18 protein-coding genes are annotated in these 22,668 nt (G+C 72.8%); 5 read left to right on the forward strand and 13 right to left on the reverse strand.

The window, feature by feature from the left end; all coding sequences use genetic code 11:
* Positions 1-16 precede the first annotated feature (16 nt).
* From AB0I29_RS18560 to AB0I29_RS18590, 7 genes are all read right to left on the reverse strand, one after another.
* Positions 17-1,036 carry a bifunctional riboflavin kinase/FAD synthetase gene (locus AB0I29_RS18560; RefSeq protein ID WP_285105025.1) on the reverse strand — a complete coding sequence of 340 codons (1,020 nt, stop codon included), beginning with the start codon at positions 1,034-1,036 and terminating at the stop codon, positions 17-19.
* A gap of 114 nt (positions 1,037-1,150) precedes the next feature.
* On the reverse strand, positions 1,151-2,230 hold the full coding sequence (gene truB / locus AB0I29_RS18565; RefSeq protein WP_357484139.1) for a tRNA pseudouridine(55) synthase TruB: 1,080 nt from the start codon (positions 2,228-2,230) through the stop codon (positions 1,151-1,153).
* 147 nt (positions 2,231-2,377) lie between these two features.
* Entirely contained in the window at positions 2,378-2,818 is a 441-nt protein-coding gene (rbfA, locus tag AB0I29_RS18570) for a 30S ribosome-binding factor RbfA (RefSeq protein ID WP_285105031.1), read from the reverse strand.
* A gap of 105 nt (positions 2,819-2,923) precedes the next feature.
* Positions 2,924-5,896 (reverse strand): translation initiation factor IF-2, encoded by a 2,973-nt coding sequence (infB, locus tag AB0I29_RS18575; RefSeq protein WP_357484143.1) that lies wholly within the window; start codon positions 5,894-5,896, stop codon positions 2,924-2,926.
* 179 nt (positions 5,897-6,075) lie between these two features.
* Positions 6,076-6,351 (reverse strand): YlxR family protein, encoded by a 276-nt coding sequence (locus tag AB0I29_RS18580; protein ID WP_350224580.1) that lies wholly within the window; start codon positions 6,349-6,351, stop codon positions 6,076-6,078.
* Between the two features lie 78 nt (positions 6,352-6,429).
* A complete protein-coding gene (gene nusA / locus AB0I29_RS18585; protein WP_285105038.1) occupies positions 6,430-7,479 on the reverse strand; it encodes a transcription termination factor NusA in 1,050 nt (349 codons plus the stop codon).
* 1 nt (position 7,480) lies between these two features.
* Positions 7,481-8,065, reverse strand: coding sequence for a ribosome maturation factor RimP (locus AB0I29_RS18590; RefSeq protein WP_285105041.1), 585 nt, complete (start codon positions 8,063-8,065; stop codon positions 7,481-7,483).
* A 177-nt stretch (positions 8,066-8,242) separates the two neighbouring features.
* Between AB0I29_RS18590 and AB0I29_RS18595 the strand changes: the two genes are divergently transcribed.
* Positions 8,243-9,322, forward strand: coding sequence for a DUF4439 domain-containing protein (locus AB0I29_RS18595; protein WP_357484148.1), 1,080 nt, complete (start codon positions 8,243-8,245; stop codon positions 9,320-9,322).
* A 21-nt stretch (positions 9,323-9,343) separates the two neighbouring features.
* Here AB0I29_RS18595 and AB0I29_RS18600 read toward each other — a convergent pair whose 3' ends face one another.
* Complete coding sequence (locus AB0I29_RS18600; RefSeq protein WP_357484151.1) at positions 9,344-11,170, reverse strand: proline--tRNA ligase; 1,827 nt, start codon at positions 11,168-11,170, stop codon at positions 9,344-9,346.
* 93 nt (positions 11,171-11,263) lie between these two features.
* Between AB0I29_RS18600 and AB0I29_RS18605 the strand changes: the two genes are divergently transcribed.
* Complete coding sequence (locus AB0I29_RS18605; protein WP_357484154.1) at positions 11,264-12,190, forward strand: DNA-formamidopyrimidine glycosylase family protein; 927 nt, start codon at positions 11,264-11,266, stop codon at positions 12,188-12,190.
* 119 nt (positions 12,191-12,309) lie between these two features.
* Here the strand turns inward: AB0I29_RS18605 and AB0I29_RS18610 are convergent, their stop codons facing one another.
* The 3 genes from AB0I29_RS18610 to AB0I29_RS18620 all read right to left on the reverse strand — a co-directional run bounded on the left by AB0I29_RS18610 (position 12,310) and on the right by AB0I29_RS18620 (position 15,870).
* The gene (locus AB0I29_RS18610; RefSeq protein ID WP_285105048.1) at positions 12,310-13,272 is read right to left on the reverse strand and encodes a DUF4081 domain-containing GNAT family N-acetyltransferase; all 963 of its coding nucleotides are present in this window, start codon (positions 13,270-13,272) and stop codon (positions 12,310-12,312) included.
* Between the two features lie 60 nt (positions 13,273-13,332).
* Entirely contained in the window at positions 13,333-14,475 is a 1,143-nt protein-coding gene (ispG, locus tag AB0I29_RS18615; RefSeq protein WP_285105307.1) for a flavodoxin-dependent (E)-4-hydroxy-3-methylbut-2-enyl-diphosphate synthase, read from the reverse strand.
* A gap of 72 nt (positions 14,476-14,547) precedes the next feature.
* Complete coding sequence (locus AB0I29_RS18620; protein ID WP_357484159.1) at positions 14,548-15,870, reverse strand: site-2 protease family protein; 1,323 nt, start codon at positions 15,868-15,870, stop codon at positions 14,548-14,550.
* A gap of 138 nt (positions 15,871-16,008) precedes the next feature.
* On the opposite strand from AB0I29_RS18620, the gene AB0I29_RS18625 reads away from it, so the two are divergent.
* Both AB0I29_RS18625 and AB0I29_RS18630 read left to right on the forward strand, forming a co-directional pair.
* Positions 16,009-18,315, forward strand: coding sequence for a hypothetical protein (locus AB0I29_RS18625; RefSeq protein ID WP_285105053.1), 2,307 nt, complete (start codon positions 16,009-16,011; stop codon positions 18,313-18,315).
* A gap of 48 nt (positions 18,316-18,363) precedes the next feature.
* On the forward strand, positions 18,364-19,773 hold the full coding sequence (locus AB0I29_RS18630) for an aspartate aminotransferase family protein (RefSeq protein ID WP_357484164.1): 1,410 nt from the start codon (positions 18,364-18,366) through the stop codon (positions 19,771-19,773).
* 93 nt (positions 19,774-19,866) lie between these two features.
* Here the strand turns inward: AB0I29_RS18630 and AB0I29_RS18635 are convergent, their stop codons facing one another.
* Positions 19,867-20,865, reverse strand: a complete 999-nt coding sequence (locus AB0I29_RS18635) for an SDR family NAD(P)-dependent oxidoreductase (protein WP_357484167.1) — start codon at positions 20,863-20,865, stop codon at positions 19,867-19,869.
* 34 nt (positions 20,866-20,899) lie between these two features.
* The gene (locus tag AB0I29_RS18640) at positions 20,900-21,931 is read right to left on the reverse strand and encodes an aldo/keto reductase (RefSeq protein WP_357484170.1); all 1,032 of its coding nucleotides are present in this window, start codon (positions 21,929-21,931) and stop codon (positions 20,900-20,902) included.
* A 124-nt stretch (positions 21,932-22,055) separates the two neighbouring features.
* Between AB0I29_RS18640 and AB0I29_RS18645 the strand changes: the two genes are divergently transcribed.
* Positions 22,056-22,640 carry a TetR/AcrR family transcriptional regulator gene (locus tag AB0I29_RS18645; protein ID WP_357484173.1) on the forward strand — a complete coding sequence of 195 codons (585 nt, stop codon included), beginning with the start codon at positions 22,056-22,058 and terminating at the stop codon, positions 22,638-22,640.
* Positions 22,641-22,668 lie beyond the last annotated feature (28 nt).

Raw genomic sequence — 22,668 nt, forward strand, 5'->3', positions numbered from 1 at the left:
GGAGACCGCATCCGCCCTACGGCCGCAGGATCTTGCGGGCCCGCGCCACGTCGTCGTTCATCTGGGCGATCAGCGGCTCCATGCCGTCGAACCGCAGCGTGGGACGCAGGTGCGCCACGAACTCGAGCACGACCGTCTGGTCGTACAGGTCGAGGTCGGTCCGGTCGAGCACATAGGCCTCGACGCGGCGCTCCACGCCGTCGAACGTCGGGTTGGTGCCGACGGAGATCGCGGCGGGCAGGATCTCCTCCTGCCCGAGGCCCGCGCCGGAGGCAGTCGCCCGGTCGTGCTCGGGCCCGGCGAGGCTCGCGCACGTCGCGGCCGTGCCGCGGCGCAGCCAGCCCGCGTAGACGCCGTCCGCCGGGACCAGGCCGGTGATGTCGCCGAGGTTGGCGGTCGGGAAGCCCATCTCGCGGCCCCGCGCGTCGCCGTGCACCACAGTGCCGCGCACGAGGTGCGGGCGGCCGAGCACGTCGGCGGCCTGGTCGACGTCGCCCTCGGCGAGCAGCGCGCGCACCGCCGTCGACGACCACCGCTGGTGCCCGTCACCCTCGCCGGCCGAGTCACCCACGTCCTCGATGGCCACGACCTCGAACCCGTGCTGCCCGCCGAGCTCCACCATGGTGGCCAGCGTGCCCGCGTTCTGCTTGCCGAAGCGCACGTCGTGCCCCACCACCACGGTGCGGGCGCGCAGGCCGTCGACCAGATAGCGGGACACGAACTCCTCGGGCGTCTGGGCGGCGAAGTCGAGGGTGTAGTTCACCAGCAGGGTCGCGTCGAGGCCGGTGCGCTCCATGAGCGCGAGGCGGTCCTCCAGGCCCGTGATCAGCTCCGGGGCCGAGTCGGGCCGGTGCACCGCGGAAGGGTGCGGATGGAACGTCACGGCGACGGCGCTGGCCGCGTCGCTCCGGGCGAGCCGGAGGATGCGGTCGAGCACCGCCTGGTGGCCGCGGTGGACGCCGTCGAAGTTGCCGATCGTCACCACTGATGGCCCGAATCCCGGGGGAACCTGTTCCAGGTCCGTCCACAGCTGCACGCGGGTTGCTCCTCATGAATCGGGTGGCGCAGGCGCTAGGGCCGCTCGCGCGACATCCGCACCGGTCGTCAAGCGTAGCCCGACCGGGGCCGTGCCCGGCGCGCGCCGGCCCGGTCAGGGCGCGGGTTCGAGCACCAGGACCGGCTTGGCGAGGCTCTCGCCGCGGCGCCGCGTGTCCTCCAGCAGCGCCACGAGCGTGCCCGACGGCGACAGCGCGGCCACGACCTCGGCGCGCCCCGACGGCTCGACCCACTGGCCGTAGCCGAGCGCGCGCACCTCGGCCTCGTCGAGCTCGCGCACCGGGAACGTGCCGCGCGCGGCCTCGGCGAGCGAGAGCGTGGCCAGCGTGCCGTCGGCGTCGGCCTGCGCCTCCAGCTCCTCCAGCGTGCGGGCGCCGGCCAGGGGGTAGCCACCCACGCGGGTGCGGCGCAGCGCGGTCAGGTGGCCGCCGGTGCCGAGGGCCGCGCCGAGGTCGCGGGCCAGGGCGCGCACGTAGGTGCCGGACGAGACGGTGACGCGCACGTCGACGTCGACCACAGGCACCTCCCGGGTGGGGCCGTCGCCGGGTTCGGCGGCCGTGGGGGCGACACCCGGCTCCGCGGAGGGGTCCGCGGACGCGGGGTCGTCCACGGCGGTGTCCCCCAGGTCGCCGTCGGGCACCACGGCGGTGGCCGCCCGGACGTCCAGGACCTCGAACCGGGAGACGGTGACCGGTCGTGCCTGGAGCGCGACCTCCTCCCCGGCCCGGACCCGTGCGTAGGCGCGCTTGCCGTCCACCTTGATCGCGGACACCGACGTGGGCACCTGCAGGATGTCGCCCGTGAGATCGGCGACCGCGGGGTCCAGCGCCGCCCGGTCCACGCGCCCGACGGCGTCCGGGCCGGCCACGGCGGCGACCGTGCCCTCGGCGTCGTCCGTGGTCGTGGCCACGCCCAGCCGGATCGTGGCGTCGTAGTCCTTGTCGGCGCCGACCACGTAGGTGAGCAGGCGCGTCGCCTTGCCGATCCCGAGCACGAGCACGCCGGTCGCCATCGGGTCGAGCGTGCCGGCGTGGCCGACCTTGCGGGTCCCGGCCAGGCGCCGCATCCGCCCGACGACGTCGTGGCTGGTCCAGCCCTGCGGCTTGTCGACCACGACGAACCCGTCGGCGGCCGTGGGACGGCGCGCGGGAGCCTGCGAGGTGGGGGAAGTCATGGGTCCCAGTATCGCGCGGCTCAGGAGTGCCGCGCGGCGGCGAGGTCGGCCTTGGTCACGACGACGCCGCCTGGCCCGACCGGAGCGTGAACGTCCCGGTCAGGCGGCAGGCGGCGTCGATGTCACGCGCGAGCGTGGGGCCGGAGGTCACTCAGCCTCGGCGTCGTCCTCGCGCGGCTTCTTGTAGGGGTCCTCGTCGCCCGCGTACCGGGCACCGGCACGCAGCGCCTCGAGCTCGGCGTCACGCTTGCGGGCCTCGATCAGTGCGGCGTCGAGGTTCGCGGCCGTGTCGGGCACGGAGTCGAGGTGGAACTCGAGGGTCGGCGTCAGGCGGATACCCGTCTGCTTGCCCACCTCCGAGCGGATCAGGCCGGTGGCGCTCTTCAGCGCCGCGGCCGTGCCCTCGCGGTCCTCGTCCGAGCCGTAGACCGTGTAGAACACCGAGGCGTTCTGCAGGTCGCCGGTGACCCGGACGTCCGTGACCGTCACGAAACCGAGCCGCGGATCCTTGATCCGCGTGTCGATCATCTGCGCGACGATCACCTTGATGCGGTCGGCGAGCTTACGAGCCCGCGGGTTGTCGACCATGGTCCAGTCCTTTCCGACGTCGCTGAGTCAGCATGCTGGTCCGCCCGGACCCCGGGAACTCCCGGGATCTGGACGGACCAGCATGCTGACTCGGCGACAGTGGTGTCAGTCGCGCGGCTTCTCGCGCATCTCGAAGGTCTCGATGATGTCGCCCTCGGTGACGTCGTTGAACGACCCGAGACCGATACCGCACTCGAAGCCCTCGCGGACCTCGGTGACGTCGTCCTTCTCGCGACGCAGCGACTCGATCGTGAGGTTGTCCCCCACCACGGTGCCGTTGCGGAGCACACGCGCCTTCGAGTTGCGTCGGATGGTGCCCGAGCGGATCACCGAACCGGCGATGTTGCCGAACTTCGAGGAGCGGAAGACCTGACGGATCTCCGCGGTCCCGAGCTGGACCTCCTCGTACTCCGGCTTGAGCATGCCCTTGAGGGCCGCCTCGACGTCCTCGATCGCCTGGTAGATGACCGAGTAGAACTTGACGTCGACGCCCTCGCGCTCCGCCAGCTCCTCGACGCGCTCGCCGTACTTCACGTTGAAGCCGATGATCACGGCGCTGTCGACGGTGGCCAGGTTGACGTCGTTCTGCGTGATCGCACCCACACCACGGTGGATGACGCGCAGCTCGACCTCCTCGCCCACGTCGATCTTGAGCAGGGCGTCCTCCAGTGCCTCGACGGCACCGGACACGTCGCCCTTGAGGATGAGGTTGAGGCTCTCGACCTTGCCCTTCTTGAGCTCGGTGTCGAAGTCCTCGAGGCTGATCCGCTTGCGGCGCTTGGCCAGCGTCGCGGCGCGCTCGGCCGCCTCACGCTTCTCGGCGATCTGACGTGCCGTGCGGTCGTCCGGCGCCACGAGGAACGTGTCGCCGGCGCTCGGGACGCTGGTGAGACCCAGCACCTGGACCGGACGGGCCGGCGTCGCGGCGTCGACCGCGTTGCCGTGCTCGTCGAACATCGCACGCACACGGCCGTGGGCCGTGCCGGCGACGATCGAGTCGCCGACGTGCAGCGTGCCGGACTGGACCAGCACCGTGGCCACGGGGCCGCGACCCTTGTCGAGGTTGGCCTCGATCGCGACGCCGCGCGCGTCCTTGGACGGGTTGGCACGCAGGTCGAGGGCCGCGTCGGCGGTCAGCAGGACGGCCTCGATGAGGTCGTCGATGCCGATCCCCGGCTTGGCCGCGACGTCGACGAACATCGTGTCGCCGCCGTACTCCTCGGCCACCAGGTTGTACTCGGTGAGCTGCTGACGCACCTTCGCCGGGTTGGCGCCCTCGACGTCGATCTTGTTGACGGCGACGACGATCGGCACGCCGGCGGCCTGCGCGTGGTTCACGGCCTCGACCGTCTGCGGCATCACGCCGTCGTCGGCCGCGACCACGAGGATCGCGATGTCCGTGACCTGGGCACCACGGGCACGCATGGCGGTGAACGCCTCGTGACCCGGGGTGTCGATGAACGTGATGGCGCGCTCGACGCCCTCGTGCTCGTGCGTGATCTGGTAGGCACCGATGTGCTGCGTGATGCCACCGTGCTCGCCCGCCACCACGTCCGACTTGCGGATGGCGTCGAGCAGCTTGGTCTTACCGTGGTCGACGTGACCCATGACGGTCACGACCGGCGGACGGGCGGCCAGGTCGTCGTCGGACTCCCCTGCCTCCTCGGCCTCCAGGTCGATGTCGAACGACCCGAGCAGCTCGCGGTCCTCCTCCTCGGCCGAGACCATCTCGATCTGGTAGCCGAGCTCGTTCGCGAGCGTGCCGAACGTGTCCTCGTCGAGCGACTGGGTGGCCGTGGCCATCTCGCCCAGGTGGAACAGGACGGTCACGAGCGCCGCGGGGTTCGCGTCGATCTTGTCGGCGAAGTCGTTCAGCGACGCACCGTGGCGCAGGCGCACGACCGTGCTGCCGTTGCCGCGGGGAACCTGCACGCCGCCGAGCGACGGGGCCTGCATCGCCTCGAACTCCTGGCGCTTCGCCCGGCGCGACTTACGACCGCGGACCGGCTTGCCGCCGGCGCGCCCGAAGGCACCCTGCGTCGCACCGCGACCACCGGCACCCCGGCGCGGGCCGCCGAAGCCGCCGCCGCCACCACCGGGACGACCCGGAGCACCGGCACCGCCGGCGCCACCAGGACCGGGACGGCCACCGCCGCCGCCACCGGGGCGACCACGGCCACCACCCGGCGCCGGGCGGTCGCCCGGACGCGGCATGTTGGTCTTGCCCGGCATCATGCCGGGGTTCGGACGCGGGCCACCGCCACCGGTGCCACCGGGACGGGGCGCCGAGGGACGCGGGCCACCGGGACGGGGGCCGCCCGGGCGCTCGCCGGCCGACTCCGTGCGCTCGGGGCGCTGCCCCGGGCGGGGCATGCCCTGGCTCGTCGCGAACGGGTTGTTGCCCGGGCGCGGGTTACCGCCACCGGGACGCTCGCCGGCACCGGCCGCCGGGCGGCCACCACGGCCGCCACCGGGACGGGGCATGCCCTGGCTGGTCGCGAACGGGTTGTTGCCCGGGCGCGGGTTGCCACCGCCCGGACGGCCACCACGGCCGCCGTCGCGACCACCCGGACGCGCACCCGAGGGCGTCGCGGCGGGCTTGGGCGCACCAGGCTTGGGTGCCGCGGCAGCCGGCTTCGGCGCGCCGGGCTTGGGCGCCGCGGCGGCCGGCGTAGCCGACGCCGCAGGGGCCACAGGGGTCTGCTCGGCCGCCGGAGCCGGGGCGGGAGCCGCCGGCGCAGGGGTCGGTGCCGGGGCGGGCGCAGATGCGGGTGCCGCCTCGGAACGGGGGGCCGGCGCGGGCGCCGGGGCAGGAGCCGCCTCGGCGGGCTTCCGGGCCGCGGGCTTCGCGGCCGGCTTCGGCGCGCTCTTCACGGCCGGCTTCGCCGCAGCGCCCTTGTCGGACGCGCCGGCGGCGCCACCGACCGGGAACTTGTCGCGCATCGCTCGCTCGACGGGGGCCTCAAGGGTCGAGGAGGCCGAGCGGACGAACTCGCCCGCGGCCTTCAGCTCGCCCATCAGGGTCTTGCTCTCCACTCCGAGCTGCTTAGCCAGCTCGTGAACGCGGATCTTTGCCACATCTCTCCTGTCTCGGTCCATCCCGGGACAGGGAGGACCACCTTTAGGACTGCGTACTCATCGCTGGGGACTCATCGGGTGCCCATCGGCTTCTGACCCGCTTCCTTGTCGACGAACTTCATGATTCGGCCGGGCGCGGTGTGACGCCCGGTCGGGACGGTCTTGCGGTCGGCATCCCCTCACCGGCCGAGGTGTGCTCGTACCCCGCCGAGGTCGAGGGGTCCGTCGGCGCGCAGTGCGCGGGGGACGGCCCTGCGGCGCTCGGCGAGCTCCAGGCACTGCGGCTCCGGGTGAACCCAGGCACCGCGACCCGGCAGACAGGCACGGACATCGACCACGATGCGCCGTGGCTCTGCCACGTCGACACCGTGCGTCGGAGAATCCAGCACCAGACGCAGGAGTGCAGACCGCTGGTCGCGCCCCCGGCACCCGACACACGTACGCACCGGGCCCATGACAGGCGGAACGGGGTGTGTCGAAAGACGGGCGCGTGGCCCAGACTCGGACAGTCTACCGCGCCGACCCACCGGGCGTTACCGACCGCTCTGCGCGTCGGCGGCGGCGCCACCTGCGTCGGCGTCCGCCGCCTCGTCCGAGCGGATGTCGATCCGCCAGCCCGTCAGCTTCGCGGCGAGCCGGGCGTTCTGGCCCTCCTTGCCGATCGCGAGGGAGAGCTGGTAGTCGGGGACGATCGCCCGCGCGGCACGCGCATCGGCGTCGACCACTGTGACCGACGACACACGGGCCGGCGACAGCGCGCTGGCCACGAAGGACGCGGGGTCGTCGCTGTGGTCGACGATGTCGATCTTCTCGCCGTGCAGCTCGGCCATCACGGCGCGCACCCGGGCGCCCATCGGGCCGATGCACGCGCCCTTGGCGTTGAGCCCGGACACACGGGAGCGCACGGCCATCTTGGTGCGGTGCCCCGCCTCGCGGGCGATGGCTGTGATCTCCACCGAGCCGTCCGCGATCTCCGGGACCTCGAGCTCGAAGAGCTTGCGCACCAGGTTCGGGTGCGTACGGCTCAACGTGATCTGGGGGCCCTTCATTCCGCGGCTGACCTCGACCACGTAGGCGCGCAGGCGCTCGCCGTGCACGTACTCCTCGGTGGGCACCTGCTCGTGCGGCGGCAGCACCGCCTCCGTCCCGCCCACGTCCACCAGCACCATGCGCGGGTCGCGGCCCTGCTGGATGACGCCGGCCAGGACCTCGCCCTCCTTGCCGCGGAAGGTGCCGAGCACCTGGTCGTCCTCGGCGTCGCGCAGCCGCTGGACGATCACCTGGCGGGCCGTCGCGGTCGCGATGCGGCCGAAGTCCTGCGGCGTGTCGTCGAACTCGGGCCCGAGCTCCACGACGGGGCGCGCGTCCGGGTCCTCGGGGTCCGCGGCGACGGGCAGCTCCTCGCGCGCCCACACCGTCACGTGGCCCGACGCGCGGTCCACCTCGACCCGGGCCCGGTTGTAGGCGTCCGGGGTGCGGTGGTAGGCCGAGAGGAGCGCCTGCTCGATGGCCGCGACGAGGACGTCCAGGCTGAGGTCCCTCTCGCGCTCCAGCATCCGGAGCGTGCTCATGTCGATGTCCATGTCAGCCTTCCTCGTTGCGGCCGGGGTGACCCTCGGTCGTGTTGTCCGTAGCGGCACCGTCCGAGTCCTCGTCGGTGTCTTCACCTGCACTCTCGCCCAGTTCCGAATCCTCGGCATCCTGGGCGTCCTCGAGCCGTCGCAGCTCGACCTCGACCTTGCCCCGCGCGACGTCGCCGAGCGGGACGTGCCGGTCGTCGTCGAGCACCAGCACGGCGTCGTCGAGCACGTCGGTCAGCCGGCCCTCGACCCGGCCGCCGTCGGTGAGCTTGAGCGTCACCATCCGCGTGCGGGCACGCTTGAAGTGCCGCAGCTCGGTCAGCGGCCGGGAGGTGCCCGGCGTCGAGATCTCGAGCGTGTAGGCACCGGCGACGACGTCGTCCGTGTCCAGCGCCGCGGAGATCGCGCGCGACACGTCGCCGAGGACGTCGGAGTCCAGGCTGCCCACGGCGTCGTCCGGCAGGTCGACGGTGACCCGGACCACGGACTTGCTGCCCGCCCGGGTGGCGCTCACCTCCTCGAGGTAGAGCCCGGCGGCCTCGACCACCGGCCCCACCACCTCGCGGACCGCATCCGCCTGCTGTGTCATCGACTGCCTCCCGTCGGCTCCCCCGGGCGGGGGCACGGTTCGAGCCGGAACGGTTCGACCGATGTGCTGTTGTTGTCTGCGTCAAGCCTAACGAAGCGTCGGACCTCGGCACTTCGCGAAGAACGTGATGTCCGTGACCCGACCGCAACCGGTCGGGCACGAACGGGGTTCCAGAACATGGCATCATCGGCCCCGATGAACCCCTACGGCCGCACGGCCCGCTCCCGACGCCGGTCAGGCCTGACTGCGCTGGCCCTGACCTGCGCGATCATTCTCTCAGGTTGCGGGCTGCGGCTGGAGACGCCGCCGCCGACGGAGCCCGTGCCCGACGCGGCGGAGGTCCTGCGGCGCACCGCCGTGGCCGACGCGCTGCTGGTGGCCGACCAGGCCTCGACCGCCGCGACGTCGGACGGGATCAGGGCCGACGTGGAGGCCGAGCTCACCGTCATCGCCGAGACCGCGACCGCGCAGGCGGAGGAGCTCGGCGGCGAGTACGACTCCGGACTCGGCGACATCGTGGCCGAGGACTCCGGCTCCTCGCCCTCCGCCACCACCCGGGAGCCCACGCCCCGGGCCGTCGTCGTGTCGCTGGGCGACGCCGCGACGCGTACCCGGGCGGCGGCCGACCAGGCACCGTCCGGACCGCTGGGCCGGCTGCTCGCCTCGATCTCCACGTCGCAGACGCAGCACGCCAGGACCCTCGCGCAGCTCACCGGGGCCGACGGCCCGGCGCTGCCGCCCACCGAGATCCCCGAGCCCGCCGACGCCGCCCCGGAGCCCAGCGAGGGCGACGAGGGCTCGGCGACGCCCGCGTCGGCCAAGGAGGAGGAGACCGCCGTGCTGCCCACCGGGCTCGCGGCCGAGGACCTGAGCGCCCTGATCCTGGCCGAGGACACGGCGGCCTACGCGCTCGAGGTGCGGGCGGCGCAGGCCGACGAGCCGATCCGCACCCAGGCGCACGAGCGCGCCGTGGTGCACCGCGCGCGGGCCCAAGACTGGGCCGTCGCCGCCGGGACGGACGGCACCGACCAGGACCCGCGGCGCGTCGCCTATGCGGTGCCTGGAACCGACATCACCACGACGGACCTCGCCCGCGACCTCGAGAACGGCCTGGCGCAGAACTACGCCTCGCTGGTCGGCATCGCCGAACCGGGCACGCGCGCCGTGCTGGTCGCGCTCCTGACGGACTCCACGCTCGCCGGCGCCCGGTGGGGCGCTCCGGCAGTCCCGTTCCCGGGAATGCCGGAGCTCGCCTGACGGTCGGCCCCGACCTCGGCCTCAGCCGAGCAGGGCCTCGACGCGCTCGACCACGGCGTCCACGATGCCGGCCACGGGGAACTGCTCCGCCTCGCCCGCGCGCGGCCGGACCTCGACCACGCCGTCGGTCAGGCTCTTGCCCACGGTGACCACGAGCGGGGCGCCGAGCAGCTCGGCGTCCTTGAACTTCACGCCCGGCGACACCTTGCCGGTCCGGTCGTCGTAGAGCACCTCGACGCCGCGGGCGGCGAGCTCCTCGGCGATCTTCGCGGCGGCCTCGAACACCTCGGCGTCCTTGCCCGCCGCGACCAGGTGCACGTGCACGGGGGCGACGTGGGCCGGCCATGCCAGGCCGCGCTCGTCGTGGTTGGCCTCGGCCAGCGCGGCCAGCGCCCGCGTGACGCCGACACCGTACGAGCCCATGGTCACCACGGCCTGCTTGCCGTTCTCGTCGAGCACGACCAGGCCGAGGGCCTCGGCGTACTTGCGGCCGAGCTGGAAGATGTGGCCCATCTCGATGCCGCGCGCGAGCTCCAGCGGGCCGGAGCCGTCGGGCGCCGGGTCGCCGGGTCGCACCTCGGCGGCCTCGACGGTGCCGTCGGCGGTGAAGTCACGGCCGGCCACCAGGTCGAACACGTGCTTGCCGGGCTCGTTGGCGCCCGTGATCCAGCGGGTGCCGGACACCACGCGGGGGTCGAGGAGGTAACGGATGGCGGGGACCTTCTCGCCGTCGGCGCCCTCGACCTGCTCGCCCTGGGGGCCGAGCGCCTGCGGGCCGATGTAGCCCTTGACGAGCTGGGGGAACTTCTTGAAGTCCTCCTCGGTGGCGGCCTCGGGCTCGGCCGGGGTGAGCGCGGCCTCGATGCGCTTGAGGTCGACCTCGCGGTCGCCGGGCAGGCCGACGACGACCAGCTCGCGGGTCCCGTCGGGCTGCACCAGCGCGAGCACCACGTTCTTCAGGGTGTCGGCGGCGGTCCAGGCCCGGTCGGGGCGGGGGAACTTCGCGTTCGCGACGTCGACCAGCGTGGCGATCGTCGGGGTGTCCGGCGTGTCCTCGACGTGGGCCGCGGGGGCGTCGTCGTACGGATTCGCCTCGGGGACGGGCGTGACCACGGCCTCGACGTTGGCGGCGTAGCCGCCGGGCGAGCGCACGAAGGTGTCCTCGCCGATGGGCGAGGGCGAGAGGAACTCCTCGGAGCGGGAGCCGCCCATGGCGCCCGACATCGCGGAGACGATCACGTACTCCAGGCCGAGGCGCGTGAAGATCTTCTCGTACGCCTCGCGGTGCTTCTGGTAGCTGACGTCAAGGCCCTCGTCCTTGACGTCGAAGGAGTACGAGTCCTTCATGATGAACTCGCGCCCGCGGATCAGGCCGGCCCGGGGGCGCGCCTCGTCGCGGTACTTGGTCTGGATCTGGAAGAGCGTGACCGGCAGGTCCTTGTACGACGAGTACAGGTCCTTGACCAGGAGCGCAAACATCTCCTCGTGCGTGGGCGCGAGCAGGTAGTCGGCGTCCTTGCGGTCCTTGAGCCGGAACAGGCCGGCGCCGTACTCCTCCCAGCGGCCCGTCGCCTCATAGGGCTCCCGCGGCAGCAGCGCCGGGAAGTGCACCTCCTGGCCGCCGATCGCGACCATCTCCTCGCGGACGATCGCCTCGATCTTGGCCAGCACCCGCAGGCCGAGCGGCAGCCACGAGTAGATGCCCGGGGCGGCCCGGCGGATGTACCCGGCCCGCACGAGGAGCTTGTGGCTGGCGACCTCGGCCTCGGCCGGGTCCTCGCGCAGGGTACGGACGAAGAGGGACGACATGCGCAGCACGTCGCCCTGAGTGAGGCGTGCGGAAGACATGGGGCACAGCCTATCCGCGCGGAGCCCCACGGCTCGCCTGGAATTGGCGGTGCTTACCTTGCCGTGTCCCGGGAAGTTGCGGAGGATGAGGCCATGCCTGAGCTGCCCGAGGTCGCCGCGCTCGCCGACTTCCTGCGCGCGCGGACGACGGGGCGCACCGTCGCCGCGGTGGAGGTCGGCTCGATCGCGGCGCTCAAGACGTTCGACCCGCCGCCATCGGCGCTCGCCGGGGGCCGGGTCGTGGACGTGGCCAGGCACGGCAAGTGGCTGGACCTTGCGGTCTCCCCCGCCGCTGACGATGCCGCGCCCGACGGCGCCCCGCTCCACCTGGTCTTCCACCTCTCCCGGGGCGGCTGGGTGCGCTGGTCGGACGCCCTGTCGACCAAGCCCGTCCGGCCATCGCTCGGCGGTTCCAGCCGGGGCGCGATCCTGGCGCTGCGCGTGCGGCTCGACGACGGCTCCGGGTTCGACCTGACCGAGGCCGGGACCCGCAAGCGGCTCGCGGTGCACGTGGTCCGCGACCCGGCCGACGTCGGGATGATCGCCTCCCTGGGTGTGGAGCCGCTGGCGCCCGAGTTCACCACCGAGGTGCTGGCCGGACTGCTCGCGGCGAAGAACCAGCAGGTCAAGGGCCTGCTGCGCGACCAGCGGGCCATCGCCGGCATCGGCAACGCGTACAGCGACGAGATCCTGCTCGTCGGCCGGTTCAGCCCGTACAAGCTGACCGGGACGTTCACGCCCGAGGAGACCGCCCGGCTGCACACCGCGATCGGCGACGTGCTCGCCGAGGCGATCGAGGCGGCGTCGGGCAAGCCGGCCAAGGAGCTCAAGGACGCGAAGCGCGCCGGGATGCGGGTGCACGGGCGCACCGGCGAGCCGTGCCCTGGCTGGAACGGCGTCCCGTGCGGCGACACCGTGCACGAGGTGTCGTTCGCCGACCGGTCGATGCAGTACTGCCCCACGTGCCAGACGGGCGGCAAGCCGCTGGCGGACCGCCGGATGTCCAAGCTGCTGCGCTGACCGGCGGCGCTGGCCGTGGGCCGGGCCGCCATTCCCCTTCGAGGCCTAAGTTTCTTCGCTTTGCGGCGCTCGAAAGCGAAGAAACTTAGGCCTCGAAGGGGAGGGTCAGAGGCGAACAGTCAGAACAGGACCGTCGCGAACGTGCCCACCTGTTCGAAGCCGACCCGCCGGTATGCCGCCATGGCCCGCTCGTTGTAGGCGTTCACGTAGAGCGAGACGACCGGCGCGACCGACGCGCGGGTCGCGTCGACCACCGCCGCCATGCCCGACTCCGACCAGCCGCGACCGCGGAACGCCGGCTCCACCCAGACGCCCTGCACCTGGGCGACCCCGCCGGCCACCGCGCCGAGCTCGGCCTTGAAGGCCACGGCGGGCCGCCCGGCGACGTCGGGCACGAGACGGACGAACGACCGCCCCTCCGCGATGAGCGACTTCACGCGCTCCGCGTAGGCGGAGCCGCCGGAGGCGACCGGCGAGTAGCCGACCTCCTCGGTGAACATGCGCACGCAGGCGGGCAGCACGAGGTCCAGCTCGGCCAGGACCGACCGGCGGACCGTGGGCTCGGGCGGCACCGAGGGCGCCGTCCCGATGGCCATCGACGGCTGGTCGGCCCGGATGTCCCGGGCCGCCGGCCAGTGCGGGGACAGCCGCTCCCAGAGCGCGAGCGCGGCCCGCTGCTCCCCCACGATCGACGAGGACCGCCGTCCGTACACGCGGGCGACCGCCGTGAAGGCGGCGATCGCCTCCGCGCGCCGAGCCGGGTCCGTGATCGGGACCACGGGCACCAGGTTGGCGCCGGACCAGCACACCGCCTCGAGCGGGCCGACGGCGGGGAACCCCCACGCCTGGCCCGCGGCGGCACCGAACCCGGAGCGCGCCGCGATCTCCAGGCGCGCGGTGGCGAGCACCGACGCGACGGGGTCGACGGCGCAGACCGCGAGCGCCGCCGCCAGGTCCCCCCGGGTCAGCGCCCGGGCGAGGACCTCGCCGCGGTCGAGCTGCGAACGAATGTCCTGTTCGCCCGGTTCGAACGGGCCGTCAGGGCGCGCCCCGGCCGGAACCGGGGTGCGCCACCGAGACATGCCTTGCTCCGTTCGAGTCCGACCCTTCAGTATCGCCCGAGTCCGAGATCCTGCTCCGGCTCAGCCGACAGAGACGACCGGCGAACCGGCCTGTGCCTCATTCTCCGGCGTGGGCATCTCGTCCGCGATCCGCATCGCCTCTTCGATGAGGGTCTCGACGATCATCGCCTCGGGAACGGTCTTGATGACCTCGCCCTTGACGAAGATCTGGCCCTTGCCGTTGCCCGACGCCACGCCGAGGTCGGCCTCGCGGGCCTCGCCCGGGCCGTTGACGACGCAGCCCATGACGGCGACGCGCAGCGGGACGGTCATGCCCTCCAGGCCCGCCGTGACCTTCTCGGCGAGCGTGTACACGTCCACCTGGGCGCGGCCGCAGGACGGGCAGGAGACGATCTCGAGCTTGCGCGGGCGCAGGTTGAGGGCCTGCAGGATCTGGTTGCCGACCTTGACCTCCTCGACCGGCGGGGCCGAGAGGGAGACGCGGATCGTGTCGCCGATGCCCTTGCTGAGCAGGGCGCCGAACGCGGTGGCCGACTTGATGGTGCCCTGGAACGCCGGGCCGGCCTCGGTGACGCCGAGGTGCAGCGGCCAGTCGCCCCGCTCGGAGAGCAGCTCGTAGGCGCGCACCATCACGACGGGGTCGTTGTGCTTGACCGAGATCTTGAAGTCGTGGAAGTCGTGCTCCTCGAAGAGGCTGGCCTCCCACACGGCGGACTCCACGAGGGCCTCCGGGGTGGGCTTGCCGTACTTCTCCAGGATGCGCTTGTCGAGCGAGCCCGCGTTGACGCCGATGCGCAGCGAGACCCCGGCGTCCTTGGCCGCCTGGGCGATCTGCTTGACCTGGTCGTCGAACTTGCGGATGTTGCCCGGGTTCACGCGGACGGCGGCGCAGCCGGCGTCGATCGCGGCGTACACGTACTTGGGCTGGAAGTGGATGTCCGCGATCACGGGGATCTGGGACTTCTTCGCGATGATCGGCAGCGCCTCGGCGTCGTCGGCGCTCGGCACGGCGACGCGCACGATGTCGCAGCCTGCCGTGGTGAGCTCCGCGATCTGCTGGAGGGTCGCGTTGATGTCGGTGGTGGGCGTGGTGGTCATGGACTGCACGCTGATGGGAGCGTCACCGCCCACCTCCACCTTGCCGACCTTGATCTTGCGGGTCTTGCGGCGAGGGGCGAGGACCGGCGGGGGTGCTGCTGGCATGCCGAGGCTGATTGCGGTCACAGGATCAGTATCCACGCTTCAGAAGGTGCAAAACGCACTTGGTGTCTGGCATCACGTGATCCGCACGGGATCCACCAGGTCGGCCACGACGAGGACGCCGCCCACCCCGAGCAGGATCAGGAACACCACGTACGCCACGGGGGTCATGCGGGCGACGTCGGCGGGGCCGGGCAGCACCGCCGCCCCGCGCACCCGGGCGACCGTGCGCTTGCCGCCCTCGTAGAGGGCGTTGACCAGGTGCCCGCCGTCGAGCGGCAGCAGCGGGATGAGGTTGAAGACGAACAGCGCGATGTTGAGGCTCGCGAGCAGGCTCAGGTAGATCATCACGCGGTCGAGGATCGCCTCGTCCAGCGCCATGATCTCGCCGCTGATCCGGGCCACGCCCACCATCGACTGCACCGAGTCCTGCGAGCGCTCCTCGTCGGTGAAGGCCTGGGTGGCCGCGTCGGCCACGCGGACCGGCAGGGTCGCCACCATGGTCGCCGTCTGCCAGGTCATGTTGCCCACCTCGGGCAGCACGCGCGACAGCGGCTGGCGCTCCCGGACCTGGAGCGGGGAGAAGCCCACGAAGCCGCCCGGCTCGACGACCGGCTCGCCGTCGGCGCCCAGGACCGCGACGCCCTGCTTGTCCACGACCGGGCGCTCGGTGGGGGCGGGGGTGACCTCGAGCGTGACGCGCTCGCCGTCGCGCAGCACCACGACCTCGGACTCCTGCCCCGCGGAGTCGTTGATGAGGCCGACCAGCTGCTGCCAGCCGGTCACCTCGGTGCCACCGAAGGAGACGACCTCGTCGCCGGGCTGGAGGCCCGCCGCGGCGGCGGGAGCAGCGGGCTGCCCCTCGCAGTCGTCACCCGTGGCGGTGGACGTCACCGACGCGGGGACGCACTCGGAGAGCTGGGCGACCGTGGTGGAGACGGCGGGCAGGCCGTAGCCGATCAGGATGATCGCCATGAGGAACGTCGCGATCACGAGGTTCATGAACGGTCCGCCGAACATGACGACGAGCTTCTTGGGCGTCGAGAGGTTGTAGAAGGCGCGGTGCTCCTCGCCGGGCCGCACCTCGGCGACCGACGCGTCGCGCGCGTCGGCGACGAGCTCGTTCCAGAAGCCCTTGCCGCGCCGGGTGCCGGCGGGGGCGGGCGGCATCATGCCGACCAACCGCACGAACCCGCCGAGCGGGATCGCCTTGATGCCGTATTCCGTCTCGCCCTTGGTGCGCGACCAGAGGGTGGGTCCGAATCCCACCATGTACTGGCTCACGCGCACGCCGAACTTCTTGGCCGGGATCATGTGCCCCAGCTCGTGCAGACCGACCGAGACCAGGACGCCCACCAGCAGGACGAGCACACCAACGATGTGCGGAACGATGCTCACGGCACCGAGACTACGACACCTTGCTGACAGCCCGGCGGGAAGTGCACGGCTCCCCCGCGACGCCCACCCGACGTTCACCTCATGTCAAGCACATGGTGATTCGTTGAAACATTGGTTACTGGTCATTAACCTGTGGACATGTCGGTTTCGTCCGTCCCTGGGTTCCGGGAGCTGCACGCGCACGGCCCGTCCTCCCTCGCGGAGAGCCTGACCTCGATGTTCCAGACCGAGGCCTGGTCCGCGGCCGACGGCGACTCGCGCGTGGCGCGCCAGCTGCGCGAGATCGGCGTGGACGTCAGCGCGATCTGGGCGGCCTCGCGCTGGAACATGGGCGACGACGGCGACGCGCCAAACCGCCGCCACCCCGTGCCCGGCGACCCACGCGGCCCGGAGACCGCCGCCGCGCTGCGCGCCGTCGTCGACAGGCCGCGGGCCGCCGCGCTGCTCGGCGTGTACCTGTGGTCCCAGGCGAGCGACGCCCTGCAGTACACCTTCCGGCACGGCCGCATCATCGTGCCGCTGCGGGCCTTCGTCGAGACCTGGGAGACGTACCGCGACCGCGCGCCCGACGACGTCTGCCGCGCCGAGGGCGACGCCGTCGCCGTGCTGCTGCGCACGCTGATCACCCAGATGCACACGGCGGCCGCCCGCAGCGCGGGCGACCTGCTGCGCGTGGCCGACGCCGCCGGGCGAGCCGGCGAACGGTGCGGGGAGCTGCTGCAGGCCGCCCGGGCGATCCCCGACCCGACGTCGCCGTTCCGCCGCGCCCTGGTACCCCAGGCCGTGACCCGCGTCCGGTACTTCCGCGCCCTGGCCGAGGCCGCGCGGGCGGCGTCCGACGCCATGGCCGGCGAACCCGACCGGCTGGGCCCCGCGCTGGACGGCCTGCGCGCCGCCGAGACCGACCGGCACCTCAACTACATCCTGGCCAGCGAGCTGCGCTCCTACCGCATGCACCTGACCGAGCTGCACCGCAACCTCGACTCGACCTGGCTCACGCTCGACCGGCTGCGGACCGTCTACATCTATCCGTTCGGGCTGCGGGACGTGCGGCCGGCCGCCGCCGTCACCGCCATCCGCCGCCTCGCGCACCGGGACGAGCACCCGGAGCTGCTGGGCGTCCAGGCCTTCGCGGTGCGCGGCCGCCTCAAGATGGACGACGTCTGGGCGAGCGTCGACCGGGCCGCCCGCCCCTACGGCGGCGCGTCGCTGTCGATGCCGAACGTGCGCCTGGAGCAGCCCGACGGGACATTCATCGCGGAGCTGTCCTGCGACGTGCGGTTCACCGAGTTCGGCAACCACTACGTGCGGTTCCGGTACTCGTCGCGCGACCAGTCGCCGCAGCAGGTCCGCGACGCCCGGTTCCGCCTGTCCAACCTGCACGCCGACATCCGGGTGCGGTGGATCGCGCTGGACGGCTCGCCTGTCGACGTCGACCCCGGTGGCGCCCTGCCGCCGGAACGCCTCTTCGACCTGGCCGACCTGCTCCAGCGCGCGACGGCGGACCTGGTGCGCAAGGGCACCGAGATCGCCCAGGGGCGCGCCCACGTGGTCACCACCGTCTACGAGGCGAGCCGCGGGCGCGGCCCGGCCGCGCCACCGGAACGCCGGACGCCGGTCACCATGGGCGACGAGATGCTGGCCGCGTTCGGCTCGCAGGTGCTGCTGCAGCCCGTGTCCTACGGCACGGCCACGCTGTGCGACTGGACCCTGCGCCAGCGCAACCCCGTGCTCCTGGAGGGGGTGCGGCACCTGGGCGACGTCGTGGCGGTGGCCACCAACTCGACCACGGTCGCGCTGGTGGGCACCGCGCACTTCAAGATCTCCCAGTACGGGTCGCTCGCCGAGTTCGTGGCCAGCCTCAACGGGCTCTTCAGCGCCTGGAACGCCACCCTGGCCGACCACCTGCGGATCGTCGCGACCATGCTCGCCGACCACGACGTGAACAACGGCGCCGACCTCGCCGACCGCAAGGAACGGCTCACGCGCGAGCAGCTCCGGCTGCACGAGTTCGCCTCGGAGGTCCGCACGACCCTGACCACCATCACCTCCCCCACGTTCCTCGCCTCCGCGCTGGAGTCCCGGATGCTCAACCAGCTCCTGCACGCGTCGCGGTTCGAGCAGCAGGCCGCCGTCGTCACCGAACGGCTCCGCGAGCTGCTGCAGGAACCCATCGCTGCCCGGCTCGCGGCCCTCGAACGGCTGCACGGCGACCGCGAGCGCGCGGCGGAGGCCCGGCGCGAGCGGTCCCGCCGCCGCCTGATGGACGGCACGCTGTCGGCCATCACCGTCTTCGCGGGCGTGTACGCCCTGATCGGCACGGTCCAGGTGGCGCTGGACGCGTCGCTGATCGGCCCGATCCAGGCGGTCACGGCCACCGCGCTGGTCACCGTGGGGGCGCTGGTGACGGGGTGGGCGGTCTTCAACTGGACGAGCCGCCGCTGACCCACCCGGCTTAGCCTGGTCGGGAAGCCGCGACGACGGGGGACGACGATGACCGAGAACGCTGCCCCCGCCCCCGGCGGGGCCAACCGCACGCCGCGGGGAACCCCGCGGGACGACGCCGCCCGCCGTCACCTCTGGGGGCACTTCACGCGGCAGTCCGCCTGGGACGCCGGGGTGCCCACGCTGGTGCGCGGCGAGGGCCATCACGTCTGGGACGCGGCCGGACGCCGGTACATCGACGGGCTCTCGGGGCTGTTCGTGGTCCAGGCCGGGCACGGCCGCAAGGTGCTCGCCGAGGCGGCGGCCCGGCAGGCGGGCGAGCTCGCCTACTTCCCGCTGTGGTCGTTCGCGCACCCGCCGGCCATCGACCTGGCGGAGCGGCTGGCCGACCTCGCCCCGGGCGACCTGAACCGCGTGTTCTTCACCACCGGCGGCTCCGAGGCCGTGGAGACGGCGTTCAAGCTGGCCAAGCAGTACTGGAAGCTGCAGGGCCGGCCCGGCAAGTACAAGGTGATCTCGCGGACCATCGCCTACCACGGCACCACCCACGGCGCGCTCTCCGTGACGGGCCTGCCGGGCCTCAAGGAGCCGTTCGAGCCCTTGGTCCCGGGCGCTTTCAAGGTGCCGAACACGAACATCTACCGGGCGTCCGAGGACCTGCGCGACGACCCCAAGGCGTTCGGCCGGTGGGCCGCCGACCAGATCGAGGTGCTCATCGAGGCGGAGGGGCCCGACTCGGTGGCGGCCGTCTTCCTCGAACCCGTGCAGAACGCCGGCGGCTGCTTCCCGCCCCCGCCCGGGTACTTCGAGCGGGTGCGCGAGATCTGCGACCGGCACGACGTGCTGCTGGTCTCCGACGAGGTGATCTGCGCGTTCGGCCGGATCGGGTCGATCTTCGCGTGCGACGACTTCGGCTACGTGCCGGACATGATCACGTGCGCCAAGGGCATGGCGTCCGGCTACTCCCCCATCGGCGCGTGCCTCGTCTCCGACCGCGTGTTCGAGCCGTTCGCCCACGGGTCGACGACCTTCGCGCACGGGTACACGTTCGGCGGGCACCCGGTCTCGGCGGCCGTGGCCCTGGCGAACCTCGACCTCTTCGAGGAGGAGGACCTGACCGGGCGGGTCAAGGAGAACGCGCCCGCCTTCCGGGCCACCCTGGAGCGGCTGCACGACCTGCCGATCGTGGGCGACGTGCGCGGCGCCGGGTACTTCTACGGGATCGAGCTCGTCCGGGACAAGGCCACGCGCGAGACCTTCTCCGGCGACGAGGCCGAACGCCTGCTGCGCGGGTTCCTGACGCCGGCCCTGTTCAAGGCCGGGCTGTACTGCCGCGCCGACGACCGCGGGGACCCGGTGGTGCAGCTCGCGCCGCCGCTCACGATCGGGCAGGCGGAGTTCGACGAGATCGAGCAGATCCTGCGGGGCGTGCTGAGCGAGGCGTGGTCGCGGCTCTGACGCGTTGCTCGGCCGCGCGGCTCGGTGTGCGCCGCCGGCCCGCGGCTGGGGGGGGGTGCGCCCGGGTGAGCGCCCCGGTTCAGCCCGCGGCGGTCACGCCGCGAGCAGGCGCTCCGTCAGGTCCCACAGCCGGCGGGCCGAGTCCGGGTCGATCGAGTGCGTCACGACGTCGGCCGGGACGTCGTCGGCGTCCGCCCCCGTGAGGTCGACCGGACGGGGGTCCTCGTCCAGCGGCGAGACGTCGCTGTTGTTGAGGTAGACGCCGCCGACGCCGGCGAGCAGGGGGCTGGTGGCGGCGAACACGATCGTCGCGGCGCCCTGCTCCGGGGTCTTCTTGCCGTGCTCCGGGTCGATGACCGGGTTGCCGGCGTCGTCGATCAGGCGCATCGCGTGCTGGGCCTCCAGGCCCACCGAGCGGTTGAAGGCCGTGGCCGGCACGATGCCGGGGTGCGGCGCGTAGGCGCGGATCCCGTCGCCCGCCCAGCGCCGGTCGAGCTCGACCGTGAACAGCACGTTCGCCGTCTTGGACTGGGCGTACGCGAGCCCTGGGTCGTAGCCGCCGGCGGTGAAGTTCGGGTCGTCCCACAGGATGTCGGACATCCGCTGGGCGCCGGACGTGGTGGTGACCACGCGGGCGCCGTCCGCGGCCCGGAGCGCCGGGTGGAGACCCAGGGTGAGCTGGACGTGGCCGAGGTGGTTGGTGGCGAGCTGCGCCTCGTAGCCGCGGGCGTCCCGCTCGATCCGCGGCGGGGCCGGGTAGCCCGCGTTGTTGATCAGCACGTGCAGCGGTCGCCCGGAGCCCAGGTAGCGCTCGACGAACGCGTCGATCGACGTCGGGTCCAGCAGGTCGAGCCGGCCGACCTCGACCCGTTCGATGCCTGCGACGGCGGCGGCCGCGCGCTCCGGGTCGCGCGAGGCGACCGTGACCGAGGCCCCGGCCCCGGCCAGCGCCCGGGTGGCCACCAGGCCGAGACCCGAGTGACCGCCCGTGACGATCACGTTCCTGCCGGTCAGGTCGATGCCCGCGAGGACGTCGTCGACCGTGGAGGCGGCGGTGAAGCCGGTACCGAGGGGGTGCTGGCGATGGGACATGGCGGTTCCTCTCACACGGTGGAGCGGGGCCGGGTCAGGCCGCGGCCGCACGCTGCTCGGCGGGCCGACGGCGCAGGGTGGGCTGCTGGATGGCCGGCGGGTCGTAGGCCATGTCGAGGCGGCCGATGTCGGTGCCGGGCGGCACGATGGTGTCGATCCGGTCGAGGATCTCGTCGCTCAGGCTGACCTCGGCGCCCGCGAGCGCGCTGTCGAGGTGCTCCATGGTGCGCGGGCCGATGATCGCGGACGTGACACCGGGGTGGGCGATGGCGAACGCCATCGCGAGGTGGTTCAGCGGGATCCCGGCGTCCTGCGCGACGGGGATGAGCTGCTCGACGACATCGAGGCGCTGCTCGTCCTGCAGGTGCGCGAACCCGTACCGGGCCCGGTGGGCGTCGCTGGCACGGCCCTTGCGGTACCGGCCGGTGAGCATCCCTCCGGCCAGCGGGCTCCAGACGAGGGTGCCCATGCCGTACTGCTGGGCGACCGGCAGGACGTCGCGCTCGATGCCGCGGTTGAGGATCGAGTACGGCGGCTGCTCGGTGCGGAACCGCTCCAGCCCGCGCCGCTCGGCCACCCACTGTGCCTGGACGATGTCGGCTGCGGGCATCGTGGACGAGCCGATGGCCCGCACCTTGCCGGAGTTGACCAGGTAGGTCAGCGCGGCGAGCGTGTCCTCGACGTCGGTGTCCGGGTCGGGCCGGTGGATCTGGTACAGGTCGATGTGGTCGGTGCCCAGGCGGCGCAGCGAGTTCTCCACCTCGGCGATGATCCAGCGCCGTGAGTTGCCGCGGTGGTTGGGGTCGTCGCTCATCGGCAGGTGCACCTTGGTGGCCAGCACGACGTCGTCGCGGCGGCCCTTGAGCGCCTTGCCCACGATCTCCTCGGACTCACCGCGGGAGTACGCGTCGGCCGTGTCGATGAAGTTGATCCCCGCGTCGAGGGCCTTGTGGATGATCTTGACCGACTCGTCGTGGTCGGGGTTGCCGATCGCTCCGAACATCATCGCGCCGAGCGCGTAGGGGCTGACCTTGATGCCGGTCCGGCCGAGGCTGCGGTACTGCATGGGGCCCTCCTGGGGTCGAGAGGTCTGGTGGGCGTCACCGCGATGCCGTAGTCTGGAGCTAAGCGGAACGCTTTTCCAGAACTATATGGAAAGCCATTCCGGTTAGCAAGAGATCGGGAGCGAAGTGATCCAGGACACAGAGCAGCGGCCGCTGCGCCGCGACGCGCAGCGCAACATCGACGCGCTGCTCGACGCCGCCAAGCAGGTCTTCGGCACGTCGGGCGTCGACGCACCCGCCAAGGAGATCGCCGACCTGGCCGGCGTCGGGGTCGGCACGCTCTACCGCCACTTCCCCAAGCGGTCGGACCTGGTCAAGGCCGTGTTCCAGGCGGAGGTCGACGCCACCGCCGACACCGCCCCGACGCTGGCGGCCGAGCACCCGCCGGTCGTCGCGCTCGAGAAGTGGCTCCACCGCTACACCCAGTTCCTCGTGACCAAGCGCGGGCTCGCCTCGGCGCTGCACTCGGGCGACCCGGCGTTCGACGCCCTGCCCGCCTACTTCATCGGGCGGCTCGGCCCCGCCCTCGGCTCGCTGCTCGACGCCGCCGTCGCGGCCGGGGCCGTCCGCGACGTCGTCAGCCCCCAGGACCTCCTGTACGCCGTGTCCAAGCTGTCGCTGCCCATGGAGGACGAGGAGCCGGACCACGGCCGGCGCATGCTCGACCTGCTCGTCGACGGGCTGCAGTACCGGGCCGGGACCGGCTCCTGAGCACTCGCCCGCGGTTCCGGGCACCGGC

The sequence above is a fragment of the Promicromonospora sp. NPDC050262 genome, assembly GCF_040655935.1.
Taxonomy (GTDB): domain Bacteria; phylum Actinomycetota; class Actinomycetes; order Actinomycetales; family Cellulomonadaceae; genus Promicromonospora.

Excerpts from the sequence above, each read along its gene's own strand:
- AB0I29_RS18635 (WP_357484167.1), bottom strand. The coding sequence starts at position 20,865 with ATGTCCCATCGCCAGCACCCCCTCGGTACCGGCTTCACCGCCGCCTCC.
- AB0I29_RS18595 (WP_357484148.1), top strand. The coding sequence starts at position 8,243 with ATGGCATCATCGGCCCCGATGAACCCCTACGGCCGCACGGCCCGCTCC.
- nusA (WP_285105038.1), bottom strand. The coding sequence starts at position 7,479 with ATGGACATCGACATGAGCACGCTCCGGATGCTGGAGCGCGAGAGGGAC.
- AB0I29_RS18610 (WP_285105048.1), bottom strand. The coding sequence starts at position 13,272 with ATGTCTCGGTGGCGCACCCCGGTTCCGGCCGGGGCGCGCCCTGACGGC.
- AB0I29_RS18605 (WP_357484154.1), top strand. The coding sequence starts at position 11,264 with ATGCCTGAGCTGCCCGAGGTCGCCGCGCTCGCCGACTTCCTGCGCGCG.
- truB (WP_357484139.1), bottom strand. The coding sequence starts at position 2,230 with ATGACTTCCCCCACCTCGCAGGCTCCCGCGCGCCGTCCCACGGCCGCC.
- AB0I29_RS18640 (WP_357484170.1), bottom strand. The coding sequence starts at position 21,931 with ATGCAGTACCGCAGCCTCGGCCGGACCGGCATCAAGGTCAGCCCCTAC.
- ispG (WP_285105307.1), bottom strand. The coding sequence starts at position 14,475 with ATGCCAGCAGCACCCCCGCCGGTCCTCGCCCCTCGCCGCAAGACCCGC.
- AB0I29_RS18630 (WP_357484164.1), top strand. The coding sequence starts at position 18,364 with ATGACCGAGAACGCTGCCCCCGCCCCCGGCGGGGCCAACCGCACGCCG.
- AB0I29_RS18600 (WP_357484151.1), bottom strand. The coding sequence starts at position 11,170 with ATGTCTTCCGCACGCCTCACTCAGGGCGACGTGCTGCGCATGTCGTCC.
- AB0I29_RS18625 (WP_285105053.1), top strand. The coding sequence starts at position 16,009 with ATGTCGGTTTCGTCCGTCCCTGGGTTCCGGGAGCTGCACGCGCACGGC.
- AB0I29_RS18580 (WP_350224580.1), bottom strand. The coding sequence starts at position 6,351 with ATGGGCCCGGTGCGTACGTGTGTCGGGTGCCGGGGGCGCGACCAGCGG.
- rbfA (WP_285105031.1), bottom strand. The coding sequence starts at position 2,818 with ATGGTCGACAACCCGCGGGCTCGTAAGCTCGCCGACCGCATCAAGGTG.
- AB0I29_RS18590 (WP_285105041.1), bottom strand. The coding sequence starts at position 8,065 with ATGACACAGCAGGCGGATGCGGTCCGCGAGGTGGTGGGGCCGGTGGTC.